Origin of the sequence: Oceanobacillus neutriphilus (assembly GCF_014645515.1) — a bacterium.
Lineage (GTDB): Bacteria > Bacillota > Bacilli > Bacillales > Amphibacillaceae > Oceanobacillus > Oceanobacillus neutriphilus.
Map to the genome: position 1 here is coordinate 18,662 of NZ_BMLW01000011.1, position 24,709 is coordinate 43,370.

Annotated in this window: 25 protein-coding genes and 1 riboswitch; of the genes, 10 read left to right on the top strand and 15 right to left on the bottom strand. The window is 37.4% G+C overall.

Annotation, left to right across the window (positions count from 1 at the left end; genetic code table 11):
* Positions 1-21: 21 nt before the first annotated feature.
* The 4 genes from menB to IEX29_RS17565 are packed head-to-tail and all read right to left on the bottom strand — an operon-like array spanning position 22 to position 4,809.
* Entirely contained in the window at positions 22-840 is an 819-nt protein-coding gene (gene menB, locus IEX29_RS17550; RefSeq protein ID WP_147211585.1) for a 1,4-dihydroxy-2-naphthoyl-CoA synthase, read from the bottom strand.
* Between the two features lie 27 nt (positions 841-867).
* Entirely contained in the window at positions 868-1,662 is a 795-nt protein-coding gene (gene menH / locus IEX29_RS17555; protein ID WP_188735718.1) for a 2-succinyl-6-hydroxy-2,4-cyclohexadiene-1-carboxylate synthase, read from the bottom strand.
* Positions 1,659-3,404, bottom strand: coding sequence for a 2-succinyl-5-enolpyruvyl-6-hydroxy-3-cyclohexene-1-carboxylic-acid synthase (gene menD, locus IEX29_RS17560; protein WP_188735720.1), 1,746 nt, complete (start codon positions 3,402-3,404; stop codon positions 1,659-1,661). Before menD ends, menH begins: the two co-directional genes overlap by 4 nt.
* Positions 3,405-3,408: 4 nt before the next feature.
* Positions 3,409-4,809 (bottom strand): isochorismate synthase, encoded by a 1,401-nt coding sequence (locus IEX29_RS17565; protein ID WP_188735722.1) that lies wholly within the window; start codon positions 4,807-4,809, stop codon positions 3,409-3,411.
* A 312-nt stretch (positions 4,810-5,121) separates the two neighbouring features.
* Here IEX29_RS17565 and IEX29_RS17570 point away from each other — a divergent pair, with 312 nt between their 5' ends.
* A complete protein-coding gene (locus IEX29_RS17570; RefSeq protein ID WP_188735723.1) occupies positions 5,122-6,057 on the top strand; it encodes a 1,4-dihydroxy-2-naphthoate polyprenyltransferase in 936 nt (311 codons plus the stop codon).
* A 41-nt stretch (positions 6,058-6,098) separates the two neighbouring features.
* A complete protein-coding gene (locus IEX29_RS17575; protein ID WP_188735725.1) occupies positions 6,099-6,440 on the top strand; it encodes a TraR/DksA C4-type zinc finger protein in 342 nt (113 codons plus the stop codon).
* 110 nt (positions 6,441-6,550) lie between these two features.
* Here IEX29_RS17575 and IEX29_RS27075 read toward each other — a convergent pair whose 3' ends face one another.
* The 5 genes from IEX29_RS27075 to IEX29_RS17595 form a co-directional block, all read right to left on the bottom strand.
* Positions 6,551-6,682, bottom strand: coding sequence for a hypothetical protein (locus tag IEX29_RS27075; RefSeq protein WP_268239089.1), 132 nt, complete (start codon positions 6,680-6,682; stop codon positions 6,551-6,553).
* A 110-nt stretch (positions 6,683-6,792) separates the two neighbouring features.
* The gene (locus IEX29_RS17580; RefSeq protein ID WP_188735727.1) at positions 6,793-7,596 is read right to left on the bottom strand and encodes an alpha/beta fold hydrolase; all 804 of its coding nucleotides are present in this window, start codon (positions 7,594-7,596) and stop codon (positions 6,793-6,795) included.
* Between the two features lie 14 nt (positions 7,597-7,610).
* Entirely contained in the window at positions 7,611-8,693 is a 1,083-nt protein-coding gene (locus IEX29_RS17585; protein ID WP_188735728.1) for a Gfo/Idh/MocA family protein, read from the bottom strand.
* A gap of 30 nt (positions 8,694-8,723) precedes the next feature.
* Complete coding sequence (locus tag IEX29_RS17590; protein ID WP_188735730.1) at positions 8,724-9,542, bottom strand: sugar phosphate isomerase/epimerase family protein; 819 nt, start codon at positions 9,540-9,542, stop codon at positions 8,724-8,726.
* 50 nt (positions 9,543-9,592) lie between these two features.
* Positions 9,593-11,638 (bottom strand): PTS sugar transporter subunit IIABC, encoded by a 2,046-nt coding sequence (locus IEX29_RS17595; protein ID WP_188735733.1) that lies wholly within the window; start codon positions 11,636-11,638, stop codon positions 9,593-9,595.
* 567 nt (positions 11,639-12,205) lie between these two features.
* On the opposite strand from IEX29_RS17595, the gene IEX29_RS17600 reads away from it, so the two are divergent.
* The gene (locus tag IEX29_RS17600; RefSeq protein ID WP_188735734.1) at positions 12,206-12,958 is read left to right on the top strand and encodes a DeoR/GlpR family DNA-binding transcription regulator; all 753 of its coding nucleotides are present in this window, start codon (positions 12,206-12,208) and stop codon (positions 12,956-12,958) included.
* A gap of 210 nt (positions 12,959-13,168) precedes the next feature.
* Here IEX29_RS17600 and IEX29_RS17605 read toward each other — a convergent pair whose 3' ends face one another.
* Both IEX29_RS17605 and IEX29_RS17610 read right to left on the bottom strand, forming a co-directional pair.
* Positions 13,169-13,750, bottom strand: a complete 582-nt coding sequence (locus IEX29_RS17605; protein WP_188735736.1) for an ECF transporter S component — start codon at positions 13,748-13,750, stop codon at positions 13,169-13,171.
* Between the two features lie 163 nt (positions 13,751-13,913).
* Positions 13,914-14,037: riboswitch (FMN riboswitch) on the bottom strand.
* Between the two features lie 76 nt (positions 14,038-14,113).
* Positions 14,114-15,178 carry a M20/M25/M40 family metallo-hydrolase gene (locus IEX29_RS17610; RefSeq protein ID WP_188735738.1) on the bottom strand — a complete coding sequence of 355 codons (1,065 nt, stop codon included), beginning with the start codon at positions 15,176-15,178 and terminating at the stop codon, positions 14,114-14,116.
* 261 nt (positions 15,179-15,439) lie between these two features.
* Between IEX29_RS17610 and IEX29_RS17615 the strand changes: the two genes are divergently transcribed.
* The 5 genes from IEX29_RS17615 (at position 15,440) to IEX29_RS17635 (ending at position 21,260) form a co-directional block, all read left to right on the top strand.
* The gene (locus tag IEX29_RS17615; protein WP_188735740.1) at positions 15,440-15,994 is read left to right on the top strand and encodes a thioredoxin family protein; all 555 of its coding nucleotides are present in this window, start codon (positions 15,440-15,442) and stop codon (positions 15,992-15,994) included.
* Positions 15,995-16,534: 540 nt separating this feature from the next.
* A complete protein-coding gene (locus IEX29_RS17620; protein WP_188735742.1) occupies positions 16,535-17,533 on the top strand; it encodes a potassium channel family protein in 999 nt (332 codons plus the stop codon).
* Between the two features lie 194 nt (positions 17,534-17,727).
* Positions 17,728-18,096 (top strand): S1 domain-containing post-transcriptional regulator GSP13, encoded by a 369-nt coding sequence (gene yugI, locus IEX29_RS17625; protein ID WP_188735744.1) that lies wholly within the window; start codon positions 17,728-17,730, stop codon positions 18,094-18,096.
* 300 nt (positions 18,097-18,396) lie between these two features.
* Positions 18,397-19,743, top strand: coding sequence for a glucose-6-phosphate isomerase (locus IEX29_RS17630; RefSeq protein WP_188735745.1), 1,347 nt, complete (start codon positions 18,397-18,399; stop codon positions 19,741-19,743).
* 329 nt (positions 19,744-20,072) lie between these two features.
* Positions 20,073-21,260: a MalY/PatB family protein gene (locus tag IEX29_RS17635; protein ID WP_188735748.1), complete on the top strand. Its 1,188-nt coding sequence runs from the start codon at positions 20,073-20,075 to the stop codon at positions 21,258-21,260.
* 180 nt (positions 21,261-21,440) lie between these two features.
* Here the strand turns inward: IEX29_RS17635 and IEX29_RS17640 are convergent, their stop codons facing one another.
* The 3 genes from IEX29_RS17640 to IEX29_RS17650 all read right to left on the bottom strand — a co-directional run bounded on the left by IEX29_RS17640 (position 21,441) and on the right by IEX29_RS17650 (position 22,725).
* Positions 21,441-22,049, bottom strand: coding sequence for a superoxide dismutase family protein (locus IEX29_RS17640; protein WP_188735750.1), 609 nt, complete (start codon positions 22,047-22,049; stop codon positions 21,441-21,443).
* Positions 22,050-22,121: 72 nt separating this feature from the next.
* Positions 22,122-22,343, bottom strand: a complete 222-nt coding sequence (locus IEX29_RS17645; protein WP_308423652.1) for a hypothetical protein — start codon at positions 22,341-22,343, stop codon at positions 22,122-22,124.
* 118 nt (positions 22,344-22,461) lie between these two features.
* Complete coding sequence (locus IEX29_RS17650; RefSeq protein ID WP_147211602.1) at positions 22,462-22,725, bottom strand: phosphocarrier protein HPr; 264 nt, start codon at positions 22,723-22,725, stop codon at positions 22,462-22,464.
* 206 nt (positions 22,726-22,931) lie between these two features.
* Here IEX29_RS17650 and deoD point away from each other — a divergent pair, with 206 nt between their 5' ends.
* Complete coding sequence (deoD, locus tag IEX29_RS17655) at positions 22,932-23,639, top strand: purine-nucleoside phosphorylase (protein ID WP_188735752.1); 708 nt, start codon at positions 22,932-22,934, stop codon at positions 23,637-23,639.
* 149 nt (positions 23,640-23,788) lie between these two features.
* Positions 23,789-24,268: a divergent PAP2 family protein gene (locus tag IEX29_RS17660; protein ID WP_147211604.1), complete on the top strand. Its 480-nt coding sequence runs from the start codon at positions 23,789-23,791 to the stop codon at positions 24,266-24,268.
* 59 nt (positions 24,269-24,327) lie between these two features.
* On the opposite strand, the gene IEX29_RS17665 is transcribed toward IEX29_RS17660, so the two are convergent.
* A complete protein-coding gene (locus IEX29_RS17665; protein WP_188735755.1) occupies positions 24,328-24,639 on the bottom strand; it encodes a YuiB family protein in 312 nt (103 codons plus the stop codon).
* Between the last annotated feature and the right edge of the window lie 70 nt (positions 24,640-24,709).

Here is a 24,709-nt window from a genome sequence, read left to right on the forward strand (position 1 = left end):
AAAGGTTTCTTAAATACAAGCTTAAGGGAATCTTGGGAACTGTTTGAAGTCCGGCTTTCTTTTTTCTTTGAAGGCGTCTCTTCCTTCTTTCGCTTCATCTGTAGTGTAGTAAAGAAGCGTTGCATCTCCGCCAAGCTGCTGTAAACCGGCCAGACCATCTGTATCTGCATTGAAGGATGCTTTTAAGAAACGTAATGCCATCGGTGATTTTTCTAAGATCTCTTCACACCATTGTAAAGTTTCTTCTTCCAGTTTTTCTAAAGGTACAACTGTATTTACCAAGCCCATCTCATATGCTTCTTCTGCATTATATTGACGGCACAGGTACCAAATTTCACGCGCACGCTTATGACCGACTAATCGGGCTAAATAGCCGGCACCATAGCCAGCATCAAAGCTGCCCACTTTTGGTCCGGTTTGTCCAAAGATTGCATTGTCAGCTGCAATGGTTAAGTCACAGACAACATGAAGCACATGTCCGCCGCCAATTGCATAACCGGATACCATAGCAATAACCGGCTTTGGAATTGTACGGATTAAACGCTGCAGGTCAAGCACATTCAAACGTGGTACTTCATCGCCGCCAACATAGCCTCCATGGCCGCGCACTGACTGGTCTCCACCGGAACAGAATGCTTTATCTCCTTCTCCGGCTAAAACAATCACACCGATAGAAGAATCATCTCTTGCTTCCGTAAAAGCATCAATCATTTCTTTTACAGTGTTAGGAGTAAATGCGTTACGTTTTTCAGGACGATTAATCGTTACCTTTGCAACCCCGTTATATTTTTCATAAATAATTTCTTCATAGTTCTTTACTTTTTGCCATTCAACTGACATGTTAATGACTCCTTTCAAGCTCAAGGCTTATGTAATAATGTAATTTTCACCTAAGAACACATTTACCATTTTACCAAAGTTTCGTGATTTTTCCACATGAACAGCATGCCCGGCTCTTGGACAAATGATAAATTCTGCCTGGGGGATTTCCTTTTGCATCATTTTATTTATCTCAACAAACTTTTCGTCTTCTTCACCGGCAATTAATAAAGTTGGTTTCGAAAGCTTTGGCAGCTGCCCCCGCCATGATGGCTGAGCTCCAGTTCCCATAGCATGAAGGGACATTGCTAAACCTTCTTCACCTTGAGAAAGACGTTCATCTCTGATTTGTTTTTGTACTGTATTCGGCAGCCGTTTTTGTGTTGCGAACAAAGGAAGCTCCTGCCACATATTCACAAAATCCTCTATTCCATAATCTAAAATACGCTGCGCAAGCTTTTCATCCTTTTCTCTTCGGTCAAAACGTGCTGCTTGTTCCTCCAACCCTGGAGAGGAGCTCTCTAAAATAAGAGAAGAAACATAATCCGGATAATACATTGCAAAGCTTAACGCTGTTCTTCCTCCCATAGAATAGCCAATGACATGTGTTTTATTTATTCCTAATTTATCTAACAGATCCACGAGCAAGGAACAGCAATCTCTCATAGAAGAAATTTTACTGTTGGTTTTCCCATGACCGGGCAAATCAACTAAAATACATTGGTAATTTGTTAAATAAGAGCAAACCTCGCTCCAAGTTCCGCCTGTTCCTGTGAACCCGTGTAATAACAGTACAGGCTCTCCCTTACCAATAATTTCGTATTGTAAGCCCTCTGTACTCATTCCCATCCCTCTTTTATCTCTTCAATAATCCGATCCCATTTATCCCGATGCCAGGCAGCATTTTCTGCACGATCTGTTCTTACTTCAATGATGGATAATCCATTATTCTCATAGCTTTGCTTCAGCTGCATTTTTAATTCACTTTCTGTGGATGCTGCCGTATACTCGGCTCCATATAACTCTCCACCCTTTTCAAAAGGTAAATCAACCGGCGTGCCAAAAAGCGCTTCAAAATGTTTCTTATCATTTGCTTGCGGAAGGAAAGAAAAAATTCCGCCGCCATTATTATTCACGAGCACAATGGTGATTGGAAGCTGGTATTGTTTTGCTGCCAGAAGCCCATTCATATCATGGAAGAAGGATAAGTCACCAATCAGCAGTGTAACCCGTTCTCCAGAGGCGGCTGCTCCAACAGCACTTGAAATCACTCCATCAATACCATTTGCACCGCGGTTGCATAGTATCGAAACATTTTTCGAAGCTGTCATAAAAAAGCTGTCTACATCACGGATAGACATGCTGTTACCTACGTACAATGTTGTATTATCGGGAATAACTTCCGCTATTCCCCGGACCGCTTCTCCTTCAGTAACCTGCGCTTCTTCGCCTGATAATAAATGCTGTTTCGCAATTTGGTTGTATTTCAGCCATTCACTCAGCCACTTCTCATTATTCTGCTTATCTGATGAATTTTCTAGCAGCTGATTACATACCTGCTTCGAATCAGCATAAATATAGACCGTATCATTACCTGACGGATCGCGGAATCCTTCGTTCTCCTCCACAATAAATTGAGGAATATCACCATGCTCTTTTATAAAGAACAAATACGCTTTCGATACGGGCATCGCTCCAAAACGGATAATATAATCCGGTTTCAGCCTCTCACGAATATCCGGATCACGTAAGAAAGCATCATACCCTTCTATCACCTGATTTTTATTATGTGCGCCTGTCCGCACTTGTGATAATGGATCAGCCAGTACAGGAATATTCCAATGTTGTGCTAACTGGCACACACTTTCTGCAAAATCTGTATCCAGCTGTGGGCCACACACAAGGAGACCCTTTTGAGAAGAACCAAAAAGGTCTGTAAGTTCTCTTACATTTTCAGCAGCTAAATACTTTTTGCCTTCCATTCTGCTTATGCCGGAAGTATTTTCATTTCTTTTTGTTCCCCAAATATCAGGAAGTGTAAAATCTGGTGTAAGTGGTTCCCGGAATGGAAAATTCACCTGCACCGGGCCCTTATTTCCCTGTTCTGTATAAGCAAAGGCCTGCGCTGCTTTTTGGCGGGAGTACCTGAGCATTTGTGCCGACCCTTCAGGTATTGCCATTTCATGAAACCATTTCACATAGTCTCCATACATTTTAATTTGCTCAATCGCCTGCGGAGCGCCTACCTGACGTAATTCATGCGGGCGGTCAGCTGTCAAAACAAGCAATGGCACCCTGCTGTAAAAAGCCTCTACAATAGCGGGATAATAATTGGCAGCAGCTGTTCCAGATGTACATACCAGTGCTACTGGCCGATTTGTTTTTTTTGCTAAACCTAATGCAAAAAAAGCGGCTGACCGTTCATCAATTACAATCCATTCTTTAATAGATGGATGTTCAGAAAAAATAAGCGCTAAAGGAGTAGACCTGGAACCGGGAGAAATAATGACATCTGTCATTCCGTTCTTTACCAGTTCATCAACAAAGTTTGCCGTATAACGTGTTAAACTCTCCGTGTAATTCATTTCTCTAATCCACTCCTAAAACTGATAACATTGGCATTAATTTAATCTTAGTTTCTTCATATTCACTTTCCGGAACAGAGTCTTCCACAATTCCGCATCCTGCAAACAGGGAGGCTTCATCCTTTTGAATAAGTGCAGAACGTAAAGCTACAGCAAATTCTCCATGATTATTACTGTCCATCCAGCCGATAGGTGCTCCATACCAGCCCCTGTCCAATAATTCATTATCACGGATAAATGCTAAAGCATCCCGCCTTGGTGTTCCTCCAAGTGCCGGTGTTGGATGTAATCCGCTTATAATGGAAAAAATACGATGATTCTCTTTTAATTTTGCCCGCACAGGTGTATATAAATGCTGCAAGGTTTTATATTGATGAACGACTGGTTCATCAGGAACCATTATATCCGTACAATAAGCCTCCATCGTACTGCGAATCATTTGCACAACATAATCATGCTCTTCACGATTTTTCGGATCTTGAAAAAGATTATTTGCGATTTGCTCATCTTCTTCTATTGTATCGCCTCTTGGCGCCGTACCAGCTAAACAGGTTGATAACACTTCATCATCCTTTACCTTCACAAGACGCTCCGGTGTTGCTCCAAGAAAACAATCCTCGCCCATCTCATAGCCAAACACATACGAATTTGGCTGTGTGTTTACCAGCCGATTGAGAATGTCAGGAATGTTTGCTGATTGATTAAAATGTAACCGGACCTCTCTCGCAAGAACAATTTTATCAACTGCAGTTTTTTTCATGACATCCGTAGCCTTTTTAATTGTTTCTTTCCACAGGTCTGGTGCAATTTCTTGTTTACTTTGAATACGTAATCCTGATGAATTAAGCGGTATCTCCATATTATCCATCAGCGCTTGACGATTATTTTGTAATTCCTCTAATACAGACGAATAAGTTTCCGCAGTATGAATGAGACGATTTATAGTAAGGTAATATTTACCATCTGCGTGCGTTAAAATATAACTTGGAATGGAAAAATGGCTTTCGGGAAAGTTTTCCCATAATTTTGTCTGAGGCTTCAATGGGTCAAAAGAAAATCCTCCCAATGCAACGACCCCAGTTCCCGATGTATGGTAAGGATTATAGATAACAGCATCATCTAATAATGCATTCCATTCCTGCTCTACCTGATCATAGCGATATCTGGATGCCTCCGCAGATAATTCAAAAGCATGACCTGCTCCCGCCAGTTGAAAAGCTTCCGTTGCGCTGGACCAAAATGTCCGTGGAAGCTCCAATATCCCAGCTTTTTCTAAAAATCTATATAAGTTAACTTGATTTATTTTTTCTGTATAACTAAACAGTTTATTTTTTTGATCGGTTTGAACCGATTGTACGGCAGCTTCCAATTCAACTGTAAACTGTTTTTCTTTTACTTCAATCATGACGATAAACCTCCATAATAGTTGGACAGGTATTTAATTATCCTTTACTATTTTATGCCCTTTTCTCTACTTTCTCAAGAAAAGCCTTCTAATTCATTCAAATCCGTTATTCTTTTCCAATTTTCTGTCGATGAATGCTCTATTTTCGGAGACGAAGAAGGAAAACATGATAGAAAAGAAAATAGGTATTTAAAGTTATAAAAAAGATTTACTTTCCTTCTTTAATTCTGTTGATATTATAAAATAGGTTTGACACGCCCATACCACTTATCTAAAATAAATACGATATTGTTTTTTAGGAGGAAGCAGGTAATGACAACAAAAGATTCTGCTAATATAAAAGAATTATTAAATGAACGGGAAGGTTTCCATAAATGGTGGCGTTTAATCCGGCCCCATACACTTACAGCATCCTTTGTCCCTGTTTTTGTCGGGACAATGATTGCTCTTAATGAAGGAACTATCAACTGGCTGCTATTTTTTGCAATGATGATCGCTTCTATACTTATTCAGGCAGCAACCAATATGTTTAATGAGTACTACGATTTTGTGCGCGGTTTAGATAACGATCAATCTGTAGGAATCAGCGGATCTATTGTCCGAGATGGGATGCATCCGAAACGAATCCGTAATATTGCCTTTATTTTTTATGCTATATCCGTTGGAATCGGCATTTACATATGTATCGTTTCCAGCTGGTGGATTGCAATTATTGGTTTATTTTGTATGGCAATCGGTTATTTATATACTGGAGGTCCTTTTCCCATTTCTTATACGCCTCTTGGAGAATTATTCTCTGGTGTACTGATGGGTTCAGTTATTATTGGGATTACTTATTATATTCAAACCTCTACTATTACAGCGGAAATGATTTGGATTTCCATCCCAATTACAATTTTTATCGGATGCATTAACTTTGCAAACAATATCCGGGATCGTGATGGAGATGAAACGGGAGGAAGAAAAACCATCGCCGTGCTTATCGGCAGACCAAATTCCGTTAAGCTGCTTGGAATTTTATTTATTGTTGCTTTCGCTATAACAATTATTCTTATTCTCACCGGTATTCTTCCGGCTTGGTCCTTCCTCACGCTATTAAGTGTCCTGCCGGCAATCGGTGTGATAAAAGAATTCCAAGGAAAAACAAAAGCGATAGAAATGATGCCGGCTATGGCAAAAACAGCGAAAACAAATACGATATATGGTATGCTTTTAGGTCTCTCTTTATTAATTTCCGGATTATTGTAAAGCATGTATGCATTCCGATTCAGAAAGGATGACATAAAATCATGCAAGCAGAACATTTAACCAAAGAAGATATAGCTCTATTTAAGAAAAAGCTTTTAGAAATGAAAGAAGAAGCTGAAGGATATACAGAACAGGAAAATAAACAAGAGGATGAGCTGGCCTCTGTCAATAATCACCCAGCTGATCTGGGAACAGAACAATTTGAACAACAGCGGGATGCCGGCTTAGATCAGATGCGGAGAGAAGAACTGAAGGATATTGAAGATGCCTTACAAAAAATAGAAGATGGCACTTTTGGAATCAGCGAACAATCCGGCAGGCCTATCCCGAAAGAAAGACTGGAAGTAATGCCTACAGCGAGAATCCTTGTTGAAGAAGCTTAAAATATTGATTAACAATATAGAAAATATATCTTTTTCCATACAAACAGAGAGAGGCGAGCCTCTCTCTGTTTGTATCACTATAAATTAATTTATTAAAGGCAAATAAACTGCTAATAGTATAGAGTCTTATCTCCATCCCGGCTCAATACAGCTTTCGTTCTCACAAATAAGATAACCGGTTCATATCCTTCACCATAATTATATATGAGTATTTTTACAATTCTTTCCCCTCTATCTGTCACAATAACGATTTTTTCTACTAAAATATGCTGTACAATTTCGATAACAGTATGGATGTTTATGTGACACTTTAAATCACAGAATATTATTCTCGTTCTCTTCTGCTAAACAGTCAGTTTTTGATAAACTCATGAATTTCTGTAACAGTATCCATTTTATGTTCCCTTCCAGAAATGGTTTTTGATGTGATTTCTTTAAAATTTGACCCCAGAATTCCAGCGTGGATTGTTTCCGCAAATTCAAGGGGATGCAATGGATCCTTCTTAGACGCTAAAATCAAAGTTGGAACAGATACAGACTTCCAATCACTTTTGCTATTATTAGGACAATCTGATGGAATGTAGATTAATTTTGGTGAAGTTTCTCTGGCATAAGGATAATCGAATTGTCCTAATAATGTTTTTCCAGCATAACCGGAAATTTCGTTCATTTTTTGATAAATCACCGTTTGCTTAAATGCTTCTTTGTAATCCAAGACAGAGTCATCATTCAATATCTGATAAATTATTCGAAAAGCTTCTTGTATTATCTCAGGCTGTGGCTTATCTTCCCAAGCCGGACGGGAAAGGACTAATTTTTGAATTCCTTTCGGGTGGCGTAAAACAAAATTCAAAGCTACTCCTGCACCAGTAGAAATTCCGCCAATGATAAACTGGTCGATTTCCAAAAAATCAATCAGAGCCTTCACATCATCTGCAAATTGATGGAAACTTAGCTTACTAGTTTCACCAAATTTGATTGTTTTTCCATGACCACGAAAATCAATAGTGATACGTCTGATATGTGGAATTTCATTCAAAATATCTTGTGTTTGATTTACATCTCCGCCAAGCCCATGAAGAAATATAAAAGGTATTCCTTCGCTGTTATCATCCTGATAATAAAAATGGATTCCATCAAAATTAAATGTAGGCATTCTTTAACTCCTTCCTATAGTTCTCCTGAAACAGAGTCTACCCGGACCTTTTGACCTGTTTCAACCGATTTTTGAACTGCTTGCATAATTTTCATTGTTTCAATACCATCAAAAACGGTTGCACCACGACCTTTCTCACCTGTCAATACAGTACGCGCAAAATCTTCCATTTGACGACGATAAAAATGGCCATCTGCAGCAATCGGACGATGGTAACTATCGTCTGAGGATTTAAAAATTTCTACATCGCTTCCTTTAAAGAACCATGGATTATATGTTTTTGCAGTAATTGAGCCATGCTCACCATAAACTTCAAAGCCTTCATGCCAATCCATCCGGACTTGTAAAGTTAAATCTAACTGCCCAACAAACCCATTTTCATATTCTGCCGTTACAAACCATGAATAAGAACCATATTTTTCAGTCAACCAAGCAGTAACCGCAATAATATTTCCCCCTAAATAGCGTGCAGTATCAAATAAGTGGCTTCCATGACCACGCATATAATAACGACGTTTATCAGCTTTCGGATTTCCGGCAGGCTTTTTAGCATTAGGTCCTTCTAAAATAACTGGCTGAACATTATCTGTTGTTGTATAGCGATACGTATTATCACAATACCAAGCCTTCAAAGCCAGCATCTCGCCCATTTCCTGATCAATAAAATCCTTAGCCGCCTCAATTCCCGGATCAAAACGTTTCATGTTTCCAACTTGAACATGCAGGTTAGAATTCTTAACATACTCCCCTAATTCTTCAACCTCTTCAATAGACATACCTAAAGGTTTTTCTACTAAAACTGGTTTACCTGCTTGTACTGCTTTAATAGTCATTGGAACATGGAAATTATCCGCAATTCCTATTACAATCGCATCAATCGCCGGGTCTGCCAGCATTTCATCATAATCACGAAAAAGTTTAGCTGGATGATAGATAGCATCCATTTCATTTAAAAGAAATTCATCTAAATCACAAATTGCGTAAAGCTCTGCATTACTTGATCTTCTAATGGAGTCAAAGTGTGCTGCTTGAGAAATTTGTCCCGCTCCTAATACACCAATTTTCACTAATTTTGCTTCTTTTTTTATATCAGTCATAAAGTATTCTCCTCTTTTATTTATATCAATTTAAAAATGAATATTTTTTAATGCAAAGGCAACATCTTCTTCAGCTAATCCATGCATAATCACTGGTCCATCATAGTATTTTTTTAATTCTTTTAAATATTGATTCAATGGAAGACTGCCTTTGCCAACAGGTGCAAATTTTACTTCCCTCATGGAGACGAGGCAATCTTTACAGTGGGCTACTGCGATATACTCACTCAATTCCTTCAAGGAACTGTTAATTTTATTTTCTAATTGACCAAAATCATCAACAGTTATAATATTGGCAGCATCAAACAATACTTTTAAATAGGGGCTTCGATAATGATTCATCAATCGCCTGGTATCCTCTACCGTACTAATAACATTCGACTGTTCCGGCTCTATAACAATAATTACTTCATTACGTGAAGCAATGTCCAGCATTTCATCCAATGATTCTAACAAATAACGCCATGCTTTCTTTGTATGGTTATCAGGGTGCGGGCTCCAAAAATCTTCTTGATTGAAACTGCCTGTTGAAATAGAAACATATGGTACATTTAGTTTTTTGGCTGATTCCACTACATTCTTAAATCCTTTTATATTTCTTTTCCGTGTCTCGTTATCTAATTCTAATGTATTAAATGTTCCAGAGATGACAGAAATTGAAATTCCTGTCTTTTCACAAGCCTTTCGTATCTGCTCAAGAATTTCTTTGCTGACGTGTGAAGGTAAGCTAGGCAATCCTACATTTGCAAAATTAAATTGCACTGTATTAAAACCAAATTCCCGAATCTTTTTAAACGCTTCTTCTAATGGGTATTTAACAAATACTTTAGAAAAAATTCCCTTTTCCATTAGATAACCTCCTATTTTGTTACATAACCAAATAATGTTCATCGGTTTAATTAAAATTTAATCAGATTTTGTTGGCCTGCTTTGATTCTTCCTTGTGCGGAAAGCTTAACTTCATACATTTCTTTGTCCAGATTAGTAAAAATAATTGGTGTAATTAAGGAATAACCTTTGTTTCTGATCTGTTCTGCATTAATTTCAGCAATTAAATCGTTTTGATTAATCACATCTCCTTCTTCAACCAATAACCGGAAGCCTTCCCCTTCTAAATTAACTGTATCCAGACCAATATGGACAAGGACTTCATTTCCAAAATTATCTACTATAGAGATGGCATGTTTTGTTGGAAATACCCCCACAATTTCCCCCGATACCGGAGCATAGATAAGACTGTCCTGCAGTTCAATTGCAAAACCGTCCCCCATAGCTCTTGTAGAAAACACCTGATCCGGAACTTCATCAATTTTAATTATTTTCCCAGTTGCCGGAGCTGCGATATCTAATAGTTTATCTGGTTCTGATTGAACAGTATCAGCAGTTTTCTTCGTTTCAACAACTGGTTCATAATCGTCTCCCCGAAGCTTTGCCAGCACGCCTTCTTTAATTCCAACTGCTGCATTTCCATAAATTACTTGGACATTTTTTCCTAAAATACTTACACCGGAAGCTTCTAATTGATCAGTGAAAATATCTTTATCAACAACATTAGTATCTGCTACATCTACACGTAATCTGGAATAGCATGCATTGACATTGCGAATATTTTCTTTACCGCCCAAACCTTTAATAATATTTGTAATTTGATCACCATCATAATTTATATTAGATTCTTTTGTATTTTTATCTTTGTCTGTCATTCGTCCTGGAGTCTTCAGGTTAAATTTCACAATTGCAAATCTAAATAAGAAATAATTGATTGCAAAGAAAGTTAGTCCTACCGGGATAAGTAACCACCAATGTGTCCGGGTTGTCAGTAAATTAAAGAATGCAAAATCCAGTAATCCTCCGGAGAAAGAAAGCCCCATATGCGCACCCAGCAGATTCATTGCTGTAAATCCCAGACCAGTAACCACCGCATGTATTAAAAATAATGCTGGAGCAGTAAAAATAAATAGAAATTCTAATGGTTCTGTTACACCAGCGATTAAAGATGTTAATCCTGCAGATAATAAAATACCTTTCACCTTTGCTTTTTGATCCTTCTTCGCTGTATGATACATCGCTAAAGCAATTGCTGGTATAGAGAAAATTTTCAATACAAACAATCCATTCATAAAGTTACCAACAGTAATTGGCACGTTATCGGCTAATTGTGAGAAGAAAATCAATTGGTCTCCGTTAACAACTTGGCCTGCGGCATTTGTATATTCTCCTGCTTGTAACCAAAATGTCGGCCACCATACATGGTTCATACCAAATGGAATGGTTAATCTTTCTACAAAACCAAACATAAAACCAGAAAAACCTGCGTTTAAATTTACAATAAATGTAGATAAATTATTAATTCCGCCTTGAATTGTCGGCCAAATGATAATCATAATAAATCCTAAAAATAGAGCACTGAAAGCAGTAATTATTGGCACACTTCTTTTACCGGCGAAAAATGCTAATGATGTTGGCAGCTTAACATCATGAAACTTATTAAATACAGTTGCCGAAAGCAGACCTACAATGATGCCTCCCAAAACCCCTGTTTGAACTGTTGGAATTCCTAATATTTCAACATACATATCTGATTCAGCAACCATCTCTGGTGTAATCCCCATCGTTCCACCAATAGTTACGTTCATAATCAAATAGCCTACAATAGCTGATAAAGCTGCTACTCCATCATTATTCGTTAATCCAATAGCTACCCCTGCTGCAAAGATCAACGGTAAATTAGCAAAAATTATATTTCCTGTAGCTAATAATACATTAAAGATATTTTCCATTATTGGATTATCTGCAGCAGGCATCATTTCCAAGAAAGCAGAGTTTGTAAAAACTGTCCCTAAGGCTAATAGCAGCCCTGCAGCTGGTAAAATAGCAATTGGCGTTTGTAATGACGCACCGATACTCGTCAATTTATTCACAAACATCATAAGTAGATTTTTCATTTTGTCATCTCCCTAAAAATCTTGTGGATTCACAGAAATAGTTTATATTTTCAAATAATTACAAGCGCCGTTCTACAATAGATAGCTACTTGTATTATAGAAATACTAACAGCTAAAATAGTAAAGCTGAAAATAGAGAAGTCCGCTATACTATTTACGGAAACGCATACATTAAATTAATTAAACAAATGGAACATTCATATTTTTATTTCTGAAACTGGCAACAGTCGCTTATCAACATCACAGCGCACTTATAAATTCATTTTTTCGTCTTCATACCTTGCACCACATCCTTTATTTAATTGTTTTGAATTGAATTGAATTTAATATTATCGTTTTTAATTGAATATGTCAATAAGAAAAATAAAAGGATCTAAGAAGTTTATTCTTCCCTTTCAATAAAAAATCCTGCTTTGTCAGTGAGCTATTTAAAGAATTATGGAAACTGACTGTTTAGGTAATACCAATATTAATAGTACTTATTTATCTATTATGATATAATTAATATTATAAATAACCTCACAAAATCAATATAATTCAATTAAATACAATACAAAGGTGATAATTATGCTAAAAAAAGAACGTCATATCTACATATTAAATAAGGTTCAATCCGATGGAAGAGCATTGGTTTCTGAATTAACGAAGGAATTGAAAGTGAAGGAAGATACGATTCGAAAGGATATGCAAGAGCTGTCGGCAAAAGGATTAATTAAACGGGTTCATGGCGGGGCATTAAGCATTGTCAATGATAAGGTAGACTTCAACACACGAATTGATCAAAATGCAAAAGTGAAGGAAGAATTAGCTAAACTCGCTGTGCCAATTTTAGAAAAAGCAGATGTGCTTTTTATTGATGGCGGAACAACTAACCTGAAGCTTGCCGAGAAACTGCCCCAGTCTTATAAAGGGAGGGTATTAACTAATAGCCCTTCAGTGGCCTTTGCCTTGAGTAATCACCCCCATGTACAAATCTATGTTATTGGAGGTGAATTCAATAAGACTTCACACGTTAACACAGGTTCCTATACTATTAAAGAAATTGAGAGAATTCACGTAGAATTATGTGTACTTGGCATTTCATCCATTGATTCTAACCTGGGCATTACAGTTCCTCTTTTTGAAGAATCTTTGTTAAAAAGCCAGTTAATCAAACAAAGTTCTCAAATACTTAGTGTGGTGACCAAAGAAAAGTTAGAAAAAGTTTCTACTTTCTTTGTCGAAAAAAGCAATGCTTTGGATTTTCTAATAACAGAGAAATCCGTACCGGCTAATATTATTGATGCCTACAAGCAAAATGGCATAAAAGTCTTGCAATAACAAATGTTTTTTTATCCTTCTAGATGGCTTACAATACTAAATCGTACCTTTTTTCAAAATATGGTACTTTTTCCTTGTTTATATTCCATACTTCAAAACAATAAAATAACTTACTCTTTTTGTACGCTTTTAGATTAACAACAAGAAAAGGGCCGGATTAAAGCCCAGCCCTTTTCTTGTTGTCCTATTTAATTCTTTTTTATTATTGTATTATATAAACCTGGTCCGCTGCTGCTGAATCCAGCTATGCAGCTTATTGAATAACGGGATAAACAAAATCCCGATAAAAATTCCTTTAATGATATTAAATGGCAGCACACCGCCAATAACTGCAATCCATTTCATTTGTTCAGACATTTCCCAGCCCATAAACCAGCCGTATGCAGGTAAAATCAGATAATAATTGAGTACACTCATTCCGACTGCCATAATAACAGTACCTGTTGCCAATCCAGTGATAAGACCTTTTAAACCTTTTATCCGATGATAAATAAGCGAAACCGGTAAAACAATCATTAATCCGGCAACAAAATTAGATAACACACCAATTGGCTCTCCTGATCCCGAAACAGCCAAATATAACAAGTTCTTAAATCCAACGACAAGCACACCGGCCATTGGCGAAAAGATCAAGGATGCGATTAATGCAGGCACATCACTGAAATCCACTTTTAGATATGGTGTTGGTAAAAACGGCAGTGGAAAATTTAGAAAAAATAAAACAAGAGAAATAGTACTTAATAATGCGATAATTATTAACTTTAACAGCTGATTTCTTTTCTTTTTTTGCATCAGCTTACCTCCTCCATCATTTTTCCGATTCCAACTCGTGATGAAGGTACGATGCTATTCTTATCCTGTAAGCAATTAAAAAACCCTAAAGCATAAGGGCTTTAGGGTTTGAGTCATCGCTAAATAAATACACAAAAAACATGCGTATGGTTAAAAACAAGCTCGACATCTTCTCCCATCCAGACTATCACTGTCGGTTCTGGAATTACACCAGATCAACTGTAACAAAGTACAGTTCGCGGACTATTTCCGCCGGTCGGGAATTACACCCTGCCCCGAAGATTGGAATCGAATATTAAATTACTTTAAGTATACCATAGCATATTCATTTGACAAGAGAAAAGTTTTTAATTCAAAGTAATTTTAAACATCATCATGCAATAGATTTAAATCTTCCTTCCCTGTCAGATTTTCAAGCATCGTTACTAATAAGTCGATTTCCTTATCAATGTCCTTCTTGCTTACGGTTTCTACTGGTGAATGCATATATCTGAGCGGAAGGGACACTAACGCTACCGGCACTCCTTTACCTGTGTAACGCATTTTATCAGCATCGGTTCTTGTTGCATCTGGTGTTAGTTCATATTGTAATGGAATTGATTTTTCTTTTGCAGCTTTTTCCAGCCAATGATTGACTTTGCGGTGAATCGGTGCTCCTTTTGCTAAAACAGGACCGCCCTCCAAATGAACCTCAGCCAGCTTTTTCGGATCGACATTTGGATAATCCGTTGCAAAGGTCACATCAACTGCAATTGCAAAATCCGGCTCTATACCGGCTGCTGCAAAATAAGCTCCGCCCATGTTTGTCTCTTCATTAACTGTACTCGCTCCGTAAACACCAATCGACAAATCTTTTTCAGACAGCTTTCGGATTACTTCTGCTATAATAAATGCTCCGGTACGATTATCCAGCCCTCTCGCGGAAATATACCGATCCTGTAATATCTCTGGATCTGTTTTTAACACACAGAGATCACCGATTTGGACCTTTTTAAGCGCCTCTTCCTTTGATTGAAATCCACAATCCATATAGAGGTCCTGCACACCAACATCACCTTTGATTCCTCCATGATGCTGTGCATTGACACCAATGACACCTGTAAGTGTTTCCTGATATCCCAACACTGTCACTCTCATGCCAATAGCTGCTTTCGGATTGATTCCACCCAATTTTTCAAAGAATATAAAGCCCCGCTCATCAATACGCTGAATAATGAAGCCAATTTCATCACAATGCCCTGCTAACAGGACTTTAAATGGAGCATCCGGATTGAGTACCCCGATTGCATTACCGACATGATCTGTCCTGATTTCATCCGCATAATCCTTCACATAATTAATCCATTTCTTTTGTATTTCCATTTCCATACTTGATGGAGACGGAGTATGAAGTAAGTCCATTAAAACATCATATTTTGTATCTGCCATGCTATAACCTCCTATAAATGCTTGTCCAAAAGTACGATGAAAAATTCAATCCGTCATTGTCATTGTACTTTTTAAACATTCCCTATAAATTCTTCCCTATCCTTCCTTACAATGTATATTCAAAAAGTTCGTCAACGCAGAATTTCGCCGCGTCAATTTTATTGGACTTTTTGAACATCCTCTTACAAGGTAACTTTTGTTTACCAATTCTGCAGAAGAAGGTAAACTAACTATATCAAATAATTGAAATGAGGGATATAGATGTCATTAAATGAATGGTATGAAAAAGGACTTGATCCAGATGAATACATTGAAGCAATGAATGTAAATAAAGAGGATTTATTACACATTTATGATAACTTTTCATTACCTGCGGATGAAAACTTTTTTGAAGAAATCAGAAGTAAGAACCTAAGAGCGATTATCCTCACAGAAGATTGGTGCGGTGACGCGATGTTAAATATGCCGATTCTCCTTAAAATTTCAGAGGCTGCCAATATGCCTGTCAAGGCTTTGCTACGGGATGACAATCTTGAATTAATGGATCAATACTTAACAAATGGAACAGCCAGGTCTATCCCTATTATTGTTTTTATTGATACCGAAGGACAGGAAGCTGGTAAATGGGGTCCAAGGGCTCCAAAAATTCAAGCGTATATAGACGAAGCACGCGCCCAGCTTCCACCAAAGGATGCCCGTGATTTTGAAGAAAAGCAAAAACAAATGCACCGGTTTATTTCAAAATCCTACCGGGATAATCAGGATAACTGGTCCATCGTTTATGAAAGCATGAAAGAAACTTTGAAAACAATATAGGTTAATTAAAAAACATCGGCTTTCCAGGAGGAGCCGATGTTTTTTAATTACTCAACTTTCGCACCTGAGAATAAGCATCTATACCTTCCTATTCCATGATGAACATGTTCTTTACTGATCTAATTTCTTCTATTGGCTTCGCTGTATTAAACAGTATAGAATCCCCTTAGCGGAGGCGGACCGTTTTGACTCCTGAGGGATTAGCATCATCTGAAGATCCACTTTTGCCAAGTGCTCTTCTTGGCAAAAGTTAGCTGAAGAGCATGCCCCTAGGAAAGCAAAACGGTCCGCCGCAGCGGTAGCCTCACACATTACCTTCTTTCTGGATAGAATTTATGCTTTGTCAAAAGATAGATGGAAGGAACGATCAACACATGTCTCTATAATAAGCGGGTTATTTTTTAAGGTGCGAAAGTTGAGTTAATTAGATAATAAAATCATTTTTATTTATTCGTCCTCAAATATTTACGACTCCTATTTTACGAATAAGAACTCCTTGTATTTGCACATACTAATCAAAATAGATTGGAGGATTCCCAGATGAATGTGCGCTTTCTTAAACTCCTTTATTACCGCATTCCCAATATCCTGAAATTGCTGCTGATTGTCCTGATTTCACTATCATTCTTCGGTTATCTTATTTATTTAATCGAGCCGCAGCGTTTTCCGACACCTATTGACGGGATTTGGTGGGCGCTTATTACAGGAGCGACTGTCGGTTATGGAGATTATGCCCCGGTGACCTTATTTGGCCGCCTGATTGCCGCATGCTTAATTTTAACCGGTGGCGGTCTAATTGCGTTTTATATTGCTTCTATATCCACTACAGCTATAAAACGCGAAAAAAAATCGCAAGAGGGAAAGCTTGCTTTTCATGGCGAAGATCATTATATATTTGTCGGGTTCAATGAACGGACACGCCAGCTTGTTGATTTAATCATTCATTATTTTTCAGATAAAAAAATTGTTATCATTGACCGGACATTAAATCATCTTGCCTATACTAAATTGCCCGTCCATTATATTAAAGGCAATGCAACAGAAGATGCTGTTCTGCATATGGCAAACATTAAAGCAGCTGCGAGGGTATTTATTGCAGCGGATAATCAAAAACCCGATTATGAGTCAGATACACATACGATCCTGACTACTATTGCTATCCGGGGAAATAACCCGGACATACCTATTATCTCGGAAATTCTATCTAAGAAGCAGATTGATAATGCCGCCCGGGCGGGTGCAACAACAATTATTCGATCAAATGATTTTATGAGCAGTTTATTTTTCCATGAATTAGACCCGGAGATACAAGCAACACCATTTGAGGATATTTATCATCTTCTTATCCAGCATAAATTTATTCATCACACTGTACCTGATTCACTTATTGGAAAAACATATTTAGAAGCAGTAATTCCCTGCCTGGAAAAAGGATTTCTTATAATCGGTGTGCTACGTGAAAAAGAGTATATTCTCCACCCAAAAACTGCTTTTGTCCTTCAGGAGAAAGATACACTTATTAATCTTGCCAGCCGGTAACGTTAGATTGGATATTTCCTATACTTTATGATAAAGTAATATATTGTTGAAAAAAGCACGTGTTCAAAAGATGCAGAAAAAGATTCTCATTTTTATTTACTAGCTTCATAGCTGGTATAAAAAGCTGCCTTTTCTTTTTCCATCCACTTTGGATAACTTAAAACAAAATGAAAAAGATATAGGAGATGTTCAATATGGCTACAAACGTAGAAGTAGGTCAAGTATTAGAAGGAAAAGTAACAGGCATTCAGCCTTATGGTGCATTCGTTGCAATTGATGGCGACACACAGGGGTTAGTTCATATTTCTGAAATCATGCACGGATATGTAAAGGATATCAATGACCACTTAAGTATCGGCGACACTGTAAATGTAAAAGTCATTCAAATCGATGAAGGAAAAGGAAAAATTTCTTTATCTATCCGCGCTACTGAAGAAGCGCCAAAAGAAACTGCTAAACAGGATAATACAGTAAAAAACTATGATTCCAGCAATGAATCAAGCGGTTTTAATATCCTTAAAGATAAACTGCAGGACTGGATTGACCAGACACAAAACAAATAAAATAACAATGATCAGAGAACACAGACACCTGGTTTTTCTTCAGGTATCTGTGTTTTTTAATGAAGTATATCCTCTGTTTTAGTTCATACCTTTTCCAGTTATATCAAAATGTTTATTTAGACTCTTCCAAACTATTTTCCTTCTTTTAATTTAAAGGATTTCTGCTATTATCAACATCATTTTCCAGCACATTTTTCCCGGCTTAATTGACAGCCCTTCAGGTCGTTACCCTTGATTTCATCACATTAATAGATTAAAGTAGAATCATATATGGAATCAATTTTAAAGGGGGAACTATAAATGACACATGTAACTTTTAAATATGATAAAGCACTTTCGTTTTTCGACAAAGAAGAAATTAAAAACCTGTCTCCATTTGTATTGCGCGCGCACCAAATGATTCATGAAAAAATTGGAGCCGGTAATGACTTTTTAGGCTGGGTTGACCTTCCTAAAAGTTATAATCAGGAAGAATACGCACGTATTAAAAAAAGTGCAGAAAAAATCAAAGATGACTCTGACGTTCTTCTGGTAATTGGTATCGGCGGTTCTTATCTTGGAGCCAAAGCAGCATTAGAAATGCTAAACCATTCATTCCAAAACCTTCTTTCTTCAGAAGAAAGAAAAGCACCGCAGATAATTTTTGTAGGTCATCATTTAAGCTCCACTTATATGAGTGAGCTGACTGACGTATTAAAGGATAAGGATTTCTCTATTAACGTTATTTCTAAAAGTGGTACAACAACAGAACCTGCAATTGCTTTCCGTATCTTCAAAAAACTTTTAGAAGAAAAATATGGCGAAGAAGAAGCTAAAAAGCGTATCTATGCAACAACAGACCGTAAAAAAGGCGCCCTAAAAACAACAGCTGATGAAAATGGCTATGAATCATTTGTTATTCCAGACGATGTTGGCGGACGTTACTCTGTACTAACTGCAGTAGGTCTATTACCAATTGCAGCAAGCAATATTGATGTTGATGCAATTATGAAAGGTGCACAGGCTGCGATGGATGACTTATCTGTGCCTGATATAAATAGAAATCCTGCTTATCAATATGCAGCCGTACGTAATATCTTCTATCAAAAAGGAAAAGTAACAGAATTACTCATCAATTATGAGCCTGCCCTTCAATACTTCTCTGAATGGTGGAAACAGTTATTTGGCGAAAGTGAAGGAAAAAATCAAAAAGGGATTTATCCTTCATCAGCAAACTTCTCAACTGATTTGCACTCTCTTGGCCAATATATCCAAGAAGGACGAAGAAATATCTTCGAAACGATTCTTCATGTAAATGAAGCTAAGAAAAATTTAACTGTCGAAGAAGAAGCGAATGACTTAGATGGATTAAATTACTTAGCCGGTAAAAGTATTCATGAAATAAATAATAAAGCATTTCAGGGTACTTTATTAGCCCATACAGACGGTGATGTTCCAAACCTGATCATTGAGGTTCCTAAACTGGACGCTTATACTTTCGGCTACTTAGTATACTTCTTTGAAAAAGCATGTGCTGTCAGCGGCTACCTGCTTGGTGTTAATCCATTTGACCAGCCGGGTGTAGAAGCATATAAGAAAAATATGTTTGCATTACTTGGCAAACCAGGATTTGAAAACGAAAAAGAAGAACTTGAGAAAAGATTATAATATAAAACAAAACTTCATTTCAAGGGGATGACAATCTCTATGAAATGAAGTTTTTTTATCTAGAACCCTAATTGTTTAAATCAGCTGCTCCTCCACAAAAAATAAAATTAATATTTTTTTAAAATTTTTGGTTTATTCTTTTTTACAACGGGTATTACTATTATTGTAAGGCTTTCTCGTATTCCCCCTGTAGGCAGAGCGTATAACGCTTTGCTTTTTTTTGTCTGAAAACGGGAATTCCTAAAGAAGTTTTAGCCAGTTCTCTACCTTTCTAAAGTATCTTTGTTATAATAGAAAAATGATATGAATGCAAGGAGGCAAATAAAAGAATGAGTTTTTTTGAAGAAGTACATGACCGCAAGCAAACAAAATCTGTAAAATGGGATATGCTGCAGATGAGATTCCAGTCCGACGATGTTATACCGATGTGGGTAGCTGATATGGATTTTAAAGCTCCAGAAGCTGTCAATCAGGCACTTATCAAACGTGCAGAGCATGGAATTTACGGATATACAGTAATTGATGAAGATGTTACATCTGCTGTGACCGATTGGGTAAAAAACCGTCATGGATGGGATATTCAGTCTGAATGGCTTAACTACAGCCCTGGAGTAATTAACACACTCCATATGGCATTGCAGGCATTCACAGAACCAGGTGATAAGATTATGATTCAAACACCTGTATATACGCCATTTTACAATATTATAAACGTTCTAGAACGTGAAATTGTAAAAAATCCATTGATTCACCAGGACGATTATTACACGATTGATTTTGAAGATATGGAAAATAAATTAGCAAGTGGTGTAAAAGCGTTTATTTTATGCTCTCCACATAATCCGGTTGGCCGCGTCTGGACAGAAAAAGAGCTGCGTAAAATGGCAGAGCTCTGCCTGCAATATGATGCAATGATTTTTTCTGATGAAATTCATGCAGATTTAGTTTTTCAGGGACATAAACACCTGCCAATAGCCAGCCTGTCAACAGAAATCGCCGATAAAACAATTACTTGCATGGCACCATCTAAAACATTTAATTTAGCAGGTCTGCAAGCGTCCTATGCAATTACACCAAACAAGGAAAACAAGGAAAAATTAACAAATGCCTTTCTTCGTCAGGGATTCAATAATTCCTTAAACGGAATGGCTGTTACAGCAATGGAAGCTGCCTACCGTCACGGCGAATCCTGGTTAGGAGAACTGCTGGAGGTTATCCAGGGCCATACGGAGTATATTAAGGAAATGTTTGCTGCACATGCTCCTGAATTAAAAGTAACAAAATCAGAAGGAACATATCTCGTCTGGGTCGATTGCTCCGAATTAAATATGGACAAAGAAGAATTAAACCGGTTCATGATTGATAAAGGACGTGTCGGCTTAAATCCCGGCCAGGACTATGGCATAGAAGGGGACACCTTTATGCGTATTAATGTTGCTTGTCCACGTGCAACCATCGAAGAAGGCGTTAAGCGGATCATCCATGCTGTAGAAATTTGGAGAGAAGCTAATAATTAAACACAACAATAGAAAGAAGCTGCATTTCGAATGCAGCTTCTTTCTATTGTTTCTTTTACAATCGCCTCAAATTCAAGAAAATCCTTTTCTGTTAAAATCAAACTTCAACAAAGGGCTTGCACCCTCTATTAAACAACCCCTGCTTCAAACTTTTGCTAAAAAATGAAGTAATCGGCGTAATTATCCATTCTCTTCATTTTCCTGTTTATCATTACTCTCTGTTGGATCAGTAGGTGCTTCTTCTTTCTCCCCGCTTTGAGAATCGTGTTTAATAACTCCACAAACAATACGGTCACCTGAATTCCCTGCCGGCTGACTCATTCCATCATCCACCCCATCATGAATGATTAAAGAAGTGCCGTCATTCGTAATCAAGCTATTTTTACCTTTTTTTAATGTTGCCTCAGCAATCACCAATTCTTCTTGAACATTTCCATCTTCATCTGCCTCAATATTAGGGAGGTCTCCGAGATGGGGACCATCCGTCCGTAAAAGGCCATGCTCTTTACCATCAGGATTAAAATGGTTACCGCTTGAAGAAAAATCGGGGCCCTCACATTTTCCATACTCATGAACATGGATGGCATGGAAACCTGGGGTTAAACCTTCAACTTCAACTGTTACAGCCACTCCTCCATCAGTTTCATTTAATCTGGCTGTTCCTACCCGGTCTCCATCTGCATTATACATCTCTACCGTTTCTGAGTTTGCATGAGGCAGCAGGCATCCTGATAAAAGAAACAGCATTGCGAAAGACGATACCATAATCCATTTATTCCATATTCTCATTGATAAACTCCTTTGCTTTTTCTATAGTGTGAGCAAAGAAGCAATTTTTTAGTCAAAAAAACTCCTCAAATCCTATTGATTAGAGGAGGAATTTGTTACATTATTGTCGTTGTTTTGTGCCTGGTTTAAAGCATCGTGGTATTCCTGCTCGAAATTTTCCTGATCTCTCTTCGATTTTTTCATCATCCAGCGCATAAAAAATGCTGCCAGGACCAGAAAAATAACCAATGTTATTACAGCGGGAATATACTCTGTTTTATCTTCTGGAAAATAAAGAAATGGCATCATAATCATAAAAAATTCACACCCTTCCTGAAACAATTATAACAAATGCTTGAGGCATGTAAATCAATCCATGTATAACGTATAAAAGCGCCCTGATGCCAGAGCGCTTTTATACGTTTGTTACTAATTATTCGCCTAAATGTTCTTTGATAACGTCAGCGATACCTTTTAAAGCATCCGCTTCATCTTTTCCGTCTGCGCTTACTTCAATTTCAGCACCTTTAGGAATTCCTAAAGACATAACGCCCATGATTGATTTCAGGTTAACGTTTTTGCCTTTGTAGCTAACTTCAATTTCAGAATCAAATTGACCAGCTTTGTTTACCAGCAAAGTAGCAGGGCGTGCGTGTACTCCTGTTTCTGCAGTAATTTTAAACGTTTGTGACTTCATTATATTCAACATCCTTTCAATTTGAAAATCTCTGTCGTTTATGTACCTGTTATTCATCTCACATAAACCTATGTTATATTATATACAAAAATCACGAAATATGAAATACATATCTACTTTTTTTATGAAAATGTATTCATTTGTTTTTCAAAAACCTTTATGATACCTTTATCTTAAGGACAAATTGAATAATGGAGGTTTATGAAATGAGTGTACATATTGGAGCGAAACAGGGAGAAATTGCAGATAAAATTTTATTGCCGGGAGATCCGTTACGGGCTAAATATATTGCTGAAAATTATTTAGAGGATGCACAGCTTTATAATGAAGTCAGAGGCATGTATGGCTATACCGGAACCTATAAAGGAGAACGTGTTTCCGTACAGGGAACCGGCATGGGAGTACCTTCTATCTCCATCTATGTAAATGAGCTTATCCAAAGCTATGATGTCAAAAAACTTATTCGTGTAGGTACGTGTGGAGCAATCCAAAAAGATGTTAAGGTTCGCGATGTTATCTTAGCACAGGCTGCTACAACAGATTCGCAAATAAATCAGCTGATCTTTAAAGGAATCGATTATGCTCCTATTTCCGACTTTGAATTATTAAAAAACGCTTATGAAGCCGGTACAGAAAAAGGATTACAGCTGCGTGTCGGAAATGTATTTACAAGCGATACCTTCTATCGTGATAATGCCAAAGAAGTGAACGAATTGCTTGCCAAATACCAAGTACTTGCAATCGAAATGGAATCTACTGCACTATATACGCTGGCAGCTAAATATGGGCGTCAGGCGCTATCTATTCTTACAGTTTCCGATCATCTCATTACTGGCGAAGAAACTACTGCTGAAGAACGTCAGACTACATTCCATGAAATGATGGAGATTGCATTAGATACAGTTATTAAATAAATATTTTACAGGAATACGCATTTTTTAACTGCAATACCGCATATTTCTGATGGTTGCTGAGCCTTTCTTTTATTATTTTTATTATGATACAGACTATGGTAAAATAACAGAAAATTGATGCGTTAGTCAGGAAGGAAGTACCCTCATTCATGACATTATTGACGAATTTCCCATTATGGGCTGCTCTGATCGCTATTGTGTTTGCGCAAGTTATAAAGATACCTATCAAGCTGATTTTCACCAAGGAATTTCAACCCGGGCTTGCTTTCAGTACAGGAGGAATGCCCAGCAGCCATTCTGCAGCAGTTACTTCTTTAGCTACTGCTATCGGTATTGTAGAAGGGGTATCATCAAGTGTATTTGCGCTTGCTTGTATATTTAGTGTAATTACAATGTTTGATGCTTCCGGAGTCCGCAGACAAGCAGGTGAACAGGCAATTGTTATTAATCAGCTGGTTCGCGATTTTCAATTAATCACCTCCAGTGCCAAAGGCTGGAGTAAAAAGAAAGAAAACGAAAAGATACAAGAATTAAAGGAATTACTTGGACACCAGCCGATAGAAGTATTTTTTGGTGCAATTACAGGGATTATTATTGCCTTTTCCCTTGCTCCGCTCTTTTCTTATTGAATAAAGAAGGCCAATGCCCGGCAGCATTGACCTTCTTTATTTTTATGTAATTCATCTTTTTAAAACATTTGATAACCACTTTTTCTTAAAAAGCGGATAACAAAGCCAGATACAATTGTACCGATAAAACCCGATAACAAAATCACGATATCAGCAATCGTTAATCCGACAATTCGATCCCCAAGTGCTGAAAAAGATTCCCCCGGACTTGTAAAATAGCTCATAAAAGAAACATTATCTATAATAAAAATCATTACTATAGGAAATAAACATGCCATCAGCCATGTTTTTCTTAATAACATATTTAAAATAAATGCAATACCAAAAAATATAACAAAATACAATACAACAGAAACAACAAGTTGAACCATTCTCTTCCCTCCGTCCTTTCTAAGGATACATACAAGGGACATTTTATCTTAAAACTGCAAAAAAGCAAAG

Excerpts from the sequence above, each read along its gene's own strand:
- menB (WP_147211585.1), bottom strand. The coding sequence starts at position 840 with ATGTCAGTTGAATGGCAAAAAGTAAAGAACTATGAAGAAATTATTTAT.
- menH (WP_188735718.1), bottom strand. The coding sequence starts at position 1,662 with ATGAGTACAGAGGGCTTACAATACGAAATTATTGGTAAGGGAGAGCCT.
- menD (WP_188735720.1), bottom strand. The coding sequence starts at position 3,404 with ATGAATTACACGGAGAGTTTAACACGTTATACGGCAAACTTTGTTGAT.
- IEX29_RS17565 (WP_188735722.1), bottom strand. The coding sequence starts at position 4,809 with ATGATTGAAGTAAAAGAAAAACAGTTTACAGTTGAATTGGAAGCTGCC.
- IEX29_RS17570 (WP_188735723.1), top strand. The coding sequence starts at position 5,122 with ATGACAACAAAAGATTCTGCTAATATAAAAGAATTATTAAATGAACGG.
- IEX29_RS17575 (WP_188735725.1), top strand. The coding sequence starts at position 6,099 with ATGCAAGCAGAACATTTAACCAAAGAAGATATAGCTCTATTTAAGAAA.
- IEX29_RS17580 (WP_188735727.1), bottom strand. The coding sequence starts at position 7,596 with ATGCCTACATTTAATTTTGATGGAATCCATTTTTATTATCAGGATGAT.
- IEX29_RS17585 (WP_188735728.1), bottom strand. The coding sequence starts at position 8,693 with ATGACTGATATAAAAAAAGAAGCAAAATTAGTGAAAATTGGTGTATTA.
- IEX29_RS17590 (WP_188735730.1), bottom strand. The coding sequence starts at position 9,542 with ATGGAAAAGGGAATTTTTTCTAAAGTATTTGTTAAATACCCATTAGAA.
- IEX29_RS17595 (WP_188735733.1), bottom strand. The coding sequence starts at position 11,638 with ATGAAAAATCTACTTATGATGTTTGTGAATAAATTGACGAGTATCGGT.
- IEX29_RS17600 (WP_188735734.1), top strand. The coding sequence starts at position 12,206 with ATGCTAAAAAAAGAACGTCATATCTACATATTAAATAAGGTTCAATCC.
- IEX29_RS17605 (WP_188735736.1), bottom strand. The coding sequence starts at position 13,750 with ATGCAAAAAAAGAAAAGAAATCAGCTGTTAAAGTTAATAATTATCGCA.
- IEX29_RS17610 (WP_188735738.1), bottom strand. The coding sequence starts at position 15,178 with ATGGCAGATACAAAATATGATGTTTTAATGGACTTACTTCATACTCCG.
- IEX29_RS17615 (WP_188735740.1), top strand. The coding sequence starts at position 15,440 with ATGTCATTAAATGAATGGTATGAAAAAGGACTTGATCCAGATGAATAC.
- IEX29_RS17620 (WP_188735742.1), top strand. The coding sequence starts at position 16,535 with ATGAATGTGCGCTTTCTTAAACTCCTTTATTACCGCATTCCCAATATC.
- yugI (WP_188735744.1), top strand. The coding sequence starts at position 17,728 with ATGGCTACAAACGTAGAAGTAGGTCAAGTATTAGAAGGAAAAGTAACA.
- IEX29_RS17630 (WP_188735745.1), top strand. The coding sequence starts at position 18,397 with ATGACACATGTAACTTTTAAATATGATAAAGCACTTTCGTTTTTCGAC.
- IEX29_RS17635 (WP_188735748.1), top strand. The coding sequence starts at position 20,073 with ATGAGTTTTTTTGAAGAAGTACATGACCGCAAGCAAACAAAATCTGTA.
- IEX29_RS17640 (WP_188735750.1), bottom strand. The coding sequence starts at position 22,049 with ATGAGAATATGGAATAAATGGATTATGGTATCGTCTTTCGCAATGCTG.
- IEX29_RS17645 (WP_308423652.1), bottom strand. The coding sequence starts at position 22,343 with ATGATTATGATGCCATTTCTTTATTTTCCAGAAGATAAAACAGAGTAT.
- IEX29_RS17650 (WP_147211602.1), bottom strand. The coding sequence starts at position 22,725 with ATGAAGTCACAAACGTTTAAAATTACTGCAGAAACAGGAGTACACGCA.
- deoD (WP_188735752.1), top strand. The coding sequence starts at position 22,932 with ATGAGTGTACATATTGGAGCGAAACAGGGAGAAATTGCAGATAAAATT.
- IEX29_RS17660 (WP_147211604.1), top strand. The coding sequence starts at position 23,789 with ATGACATTATTGACGAATTTCCCATTATGGGCTGCTCTGATCGCTATT.
- IEX29_RS17665 (WP_188735755.1), bottom strand. The coding sequence starts at position 24,639 with ATGGTTCAACTTGTTGTTTCTGTTGTATTGTATTTTGTTATATTTTTT.